The 5,411-nt window shown below is 60.0% G+C and carries 5 protein-coding genes; all 5 read right to left on the minus strand.

All coding sequences use genetic code 11. From position 1 onward, the window contains the following. Positions 1-476: 476 nt before the first annotated feature. Entirely contained in the window at positions 477-1,232 is a 756-nt protein-coding gene (locus tag KBX18_RS11610; protein WP_005291496.1) for an ABC transporter ATP-binding protein, read from the minus strand. Continuing rightward, positions 1,229-2,263, minus strand: a complete 1,035-nt coding sequence (locus tag KBX18_RS11615) for an iron chelate uptake ABC transporter family permease subunit (RefSeq protein ID WP_255996257.1) — start codon at positions 2,261-2,263, stop codon at positions 1,229-1,231. Before KBX18_RS11615 ends, KBX18_RS11610 begins: the two co-directional genes overlap by 4 nt. After that, on the minus strand, positions 2,260-3,234 hold the full coding sequence (locus KBX18_RS11620) for an ABC transporter permease (protein ID WP_005291499.1): 975 nt from the start codon (positions 3,232-3,234) through the stop codon (positions 2,260-2,262). Before KBX18_RS11620 ends, KBX18_RS11615 begins: the two co-directional genes overlap by 4 nt. Beyond that, a complete protein-coding gene (locus tag KBX18_RS11625) occupies positions 3,234-4,265 on the minus strand; it encodes a siderophore ABC transporter substrate-binding protein (protein WP_005291501.1) in 1,032 nt (343 codons plus the stop codon). The genes KBX18_RS11620 and KBX18_RS11625 overlap by 1 nt, the downstream gene beginning before the upstream one ends. Positions 4,266-4,358: 93 nt before the next feature. Then, complete coding sequence (locus KBX18_RS11630) at positions 4,359-5,249, minus strand: ABC transporter substrate-binding protein (RefSeq protein ID WP_255996258.1); 891 nt, start codon at positions 5,247-5,249, stop codon at positions 4,359-4,361. Positions 5,250-5,411: the final 162 nt, after the last annotated feature.

Raw genomic sequence — 5,411 nt, forward strand, 5'->3', positions numbered from 1 at the left:
GAAGAAGCAACAAAAAATATATTTCCAATCAGTCACACACGACCAACCAGCACAGTGACACCCCATCAATAGGTTCAAGCACCACCGACCAGCACACACCACACACAAACACGTGCAGGCATCAAAAAGGTCGCACACAACCAACCAAAAAACATTGGCACACTATCGAGTTCTCACACAACACACGCACGCTCTTCGGGAACTTTTGTTCTTTGCTCCGTCCGAAGCGGCTTGATCGACTTTACTGGAGACCAACACTCCGTGTCAATTCCGTTGTAAGTTCGATTTGTTTTCGTCATTACGTTCCGTTTACCAGTTGGTAACGTCTCGCAGCGACGGAACAACACAATAACTCCAAAGCTCCGAAGAACGCAAATATTTGTTAGAACCGGTTGTTTACCTGCATAAACGGGCGCCTAAACCGTGTATTAACTGGGCGCTCAACCGCTGAAATGCGCGCCACATGCTTCCAGCTTCTAAAAGTAGGCGGCTACCGGCCCACGCGAGGTGTTGATCACGTCGATGGATGTGCCGAAGATCGAGGACAACAGGTCGGAGCGAACGACATCCTTGGGAGGACCGAATTCTACGATCTGGCCGTCTTTGACCGCGCAGATGTAATCGGCGTAGCGGGCCGCGAAGTTGATGTCGTGCAGAACGACGATGATGGTCCTACCCAGGTTCTCTGCGGCATCATGCAGGTGGCGCATCATGTCCACCGAGTGGGAGATGTCGAGGTTGTTGAGGGGTTCGTCGAGAAGCACATAGTCCGTCTCTTGCGCGAGAACCATGGCGACGTATGCACGCTGACGCTGGCCGCCGGACAACTGGTCCAGGTACCGCCCCTCGAGCCCGCGCAGACCAAGGAAGTCGATGTAGCGCGAGATGATCTCCTCGTCTTCGGCGGTCAGGCGCCCCTTGCTGTAGGGGAAACGGCCGAATCCGACGAGTTGGCGCACAGTGAGCTTGGTGACAAAGTTGTTCTCCTGGCGCAGGATCGACAATTCCTTGGCGAGTTCCTTGCTCTTCACGGCGGAGATGTCGTGGCCTGCCACAGTGACGGTGCCGGAGTCCTGCTCCAGAAGCCGGCCAATGATGGTGAGCAACGTGGACTTGCCCGCGCCGTTCGGTCCGATGAGGGCGGTCATGCCGCCAGCGGGAATTTCTAGGTCGATCGGCCCGATCTCTGTTTCTTGGCCGTACGTTTTCTCGACCGAGGACAGCTTGATCACAGCGACCCCTTTCTCAGAATCACAGCGAGGAACACGACGCCGCCGACGAGTTCAATGATGATGGACACGATGCCCTGGGCGTAGAAAATGTGGTTCATCACGAAGTACGCCCCGGTCATGACGACGAATCCGATGAGCGCAGCCATCGGGAAGATGTACCGGTGATCGTAGGTGTCCGCGAACTGGTACGCCAAAGTGGCCACGAGGAATCCGAGGAACGTCATCGGCCCGACCAGCGCTGTCGAAACTGCCATGAGCAGGCTGACGAGCACCAGCACATAGATTGCGTGGCCACGGTGGTTCACACCGAGGTTGATGGCGGGGTCACACCCCAGCGCCAAGACGTTGAGAACTCGCGAGTGCACCAGCAGCAACAGCGCCCCGCCGAGCGCCAACGGGATGGCCGCCGGAAAGTACTCCGGGTCAGCGTTATTCACGGATCCGAACAACCGCGCTGTGAGCACGTCGAATTCGCTTGGGGTCAGCATGCGCTGCATGAATGTGGACAAGCTCGCGAGTCCGCCGCCCATGACCACACCGACGAGCAGCATTGCGTGCATGTTGTTCTTGCCGGTCAGCAACCATGAATAGAGCAACAGCGAAAACCCGACCATGACCACGAGCTGCAGCACGAACATCTCTACCGTGCGCGCGTTGGTCAAACCCACCGCGCCGAAGAAGTAGACGGTGGACGTGTGAATAGCCACGTAGAGGGCCTCAAAACCCATGATTGACGGCGTGATGATGCGATTGCCGGTCACCGTGTGAAACGACACTGTTGCCGTCGCCTGGCATATCGCCACCAGCGCCATGACCAGGACGGAGTTCGCGCGGCGCTCCGCAATGAGCCAGTACCCCCGCGTGCCCACGTCCATCGGGTTCTCGTACGCGAGCAGCCCCCACGTCAGACTGGCGGCGAGCACCAGCAGACACACGATGACGATCCAGTAACGCCGTTTGCTTGTCGACGACTGAAACGCCCCCACATGCCTCGCCCGAGCTGCAGTTGTTTCCTTTGTTCCTGCCGTCATGACCGCTCCTGCCTGATGATCAACACCACGAACACGACTGCACCGACGACGCCGAGGATGACCGAGACGGGCATCTCGAACGGCGCGATGATGGTCCGGCCGATGATGTCGCACACCGTCACCACGGCGATGCCGAGCAGGCACACCCAGGGAAGGTTGGAGCGCAAATCATCGCCCCGGAACATGGACACCAGATTGGGCACGATCAAACCGATAAACGGCAGCATGCCTACTACGACTGTGACCACGCCTGAGGCGATGGCGACCAGACCGACGCCGAGCAGCACAACCCGCTCGTAGTTCAAGCCGACATTCGTGGCGATGTCTTTACCCAGGCCAGCCACAGTGAGCCGGTCAGCGAAGACGAACACGAGGACAACGACAATGGCAACGACCCACAGCACTTCATACTGCCCGCGGATCACCGACGTGTAGGAGCCGGCGAACCAAATGCCCAGCGACTGGAGCATGTCGGTCTGCATGGCGAAAAACGTGGAGATAGAACTGACCACCGCCCCGAGCATGATCCCGATGATCGGCACAATCAGCGAGGATTTCAGCGCCACCCGGCGCAGGAATCCAAAGAACACCATGGTGCCCACGAAGGCGAACACCACTGCGACGACCATGCGCACAGTCAGCGAAGGGTTCGGGATGAAGTAAAGCGCCACCAACAGGCCGAGCCCGGCCCACTCTGTTGTACCGGTCGTAGTGGGTTCGACGAACCTGTTCTGGGTAAGCAGCTGCATCACCATGCCGCTCATGGCCATCGCCATCCCTGACAGCACGAGTGCGATGGTGCGTGGGACGCGGGTAGTCCAGAACATGTCGGCGCCGTCGTCGTTGCCGAGGATGTCGTACTGTCCCACCACCAACGAGACGGCGAGCAACCCGGCAACAACGGCGATACCCGCCAGCAGCTTCCATTCGGCGAGCGGCGGGCGGGTCTTCGCGGATAAGCGATGCGGCACTAAGCGCCAGCCTCCCACTGATCGGCAAGAACGTTGAAAATCTCGGTGTAGGTCAGGATCGATTCGTTAGTGTACGTGTCCGCAGGAGCAATGTAGATGTTGCCCTCCTTCACAGCGGTGACGTTGCCCAGAGCCTGGCTCTCATCCAGGACCTGCTGGGCGGGAGCGGAGTCCTCGGTGCGCACGCCGGCGTCGCGGTCGAGCACAAGCATCCAGTCCGGGTTCGCCTGGGCGATAGCCTCCACGGAGATGTCGTCGCCCTGGTGGTCATCACTGCCGTCCTCGATTTCCAGAGCAGGGGTCAGCCCGAGCAGGTCGAACAGCGGACCCCAGGTACGACCGACCTTCGGAGCGACGTAGCCGATCTCACCGCCGGAGACATTGACGGCCATGACCTTCCACTCATCGTTGTAAGCCTTCTTCGCGCGGTCGAGCGCAGAGGTGAAGTCATCCGCCATCTTCTTGGCTTCTTCTTCGCGGTCGAAGATCTTGCCCAGGGCGTCGACCTGGCGCAGGAGCTCCTTGTCCAACGGCTCGCCCTCGCGCGGCTCGAGGTCGATGAGGACTGCATCCGGAACCAGCTTCTCAATCTCCTCGTTGTATTCGGAGAAACGCTGGCCGGAAACAATCACCTGCGGCTCAGCAGCGACGATCGCCTCCAGATTCGGCTCGCGGTGGTTACCAATGTCAATGATGTCGTCGTTGTCCGCGATGCCCGGAATGGTCTCCGGCACGAGCGCGCGGGCGGCGGCGACGGGCTGGATGCCCCACTCGTCGAGGATCTCGAAGCTGCGGTTGTCCAGGGCGACGACGGAAGACGGGTTGACCGGAACCTCCTTGGATCCCTCGTTGTCCTCGATGGTGACCGTGTCGGAGGCACCGTCTCCCTCAGCACCGTTGTCGGAGGAACCGGCGTCTGCCTGGGTGGTTTCAGCCGAATCGCCGGCAGAGTCATCCGCGTTGCCAGCGCAGCCGGCGAGGGTCAGTGAGGCAGCAGTCACGATGGCAACGAGCCGGGAAACACGTTTCATAGGAGATCCTCCATACATAGAAAGTTGGTAAGCTTTGCCTAACCTAGCACATGACCCCTAGGGGTCAATACCCCTCCCCCAACATCACACTTCCTAACCGCTGATTGACCAGTGGTCGGCCAACTCATTGAGGATGAGGATGTACGTGCTTGCCCCTGCCACCTCTGGGACGTCAAACGGGCCGACGTAGATGTTCACGTTCTCAACCGCCGGAGTTTCCGCAAGCTCTTTATCATCCAGAAGCAGCTTCAACGCCGGTACATAGTCGGACGAGCGCATATCCGGTTCACGCTCCTCGACGAGAATGACGTCTGGCTCTTCGTTCAGCTCCACTGGTTTAAGGCCCACCATGTCCATCACGGGACCCCACAGCTTCCCACCGTCTGCAGGAAGGGGCTCGGCAGCTTCACCACTGGCTTCCACAGCCGTCGCCGACCAGTCTTCCCCGACCGCGTTGCGGGCCCGCTCGAGAGCGTCGGAGAAGTCGCTGTCCATCTGCTCCGCTTCTTCTTCTTTGTCGAAGATGACGCCCAGAACCTGCACTTGACGCACCATTTCCCAATCCAGCGGCGGATCGGGGCGCGGAGTGAGATCCACCACCGGCGCTCCCGCGACATCTTGGAGCTCGGAGGCGCTGTGGGACGTTTCTGCGCCGACCAGAACCATATCCGGTTCGGCATCTGCAGCCTCTTCGGGGCTGGTCGCGACAATTGCGTCGATACCGAGATCTTTCAACAGCGCCGCCATGCGTGGGTCGAATACCACCACCCGCTCCGGTTTGAACGGCACAGTTTTCGCGCCCTCGTTGTCGACGACGTCCACTGTGTCCCCCGCCCACTCGCCACCCGCGTGACTTTCAGTGGACTCAGGGGCACCGGCGGTGGCTTCCTCCCCGGCCGGCACGCACGCCCCCAGAACCACGGTCAACGTGGCGCACGCTGCGAGGCAGCCCAGCTTCTTCGACATCGTCTTCGCGGTGGTCATAGCGCGCCCAAGTCTACGCGACGGGGTAAAACGCAAGCGGCCCCGGTCCTTGATCAGAACCGGGGCCGCTTGTTGTGGAGATGGCGGTGTCTGAAGTCATGACATAGTTGACACGGCGTGCCTGGGACAGCATTCCTGATGGTTGACAGGTCAGTCGCGACA

Origin of the sequence: Corynebacterium sp. CCUG 69979 (assembly GCF_024454095.1) — a bacterium.
Lineage (GTDB): Bacteria > Actinomycetota > Actinomycetes > Mycobacteriales > Mycobacteriaceae > Corynebacterium > Corynebacterium genitalium.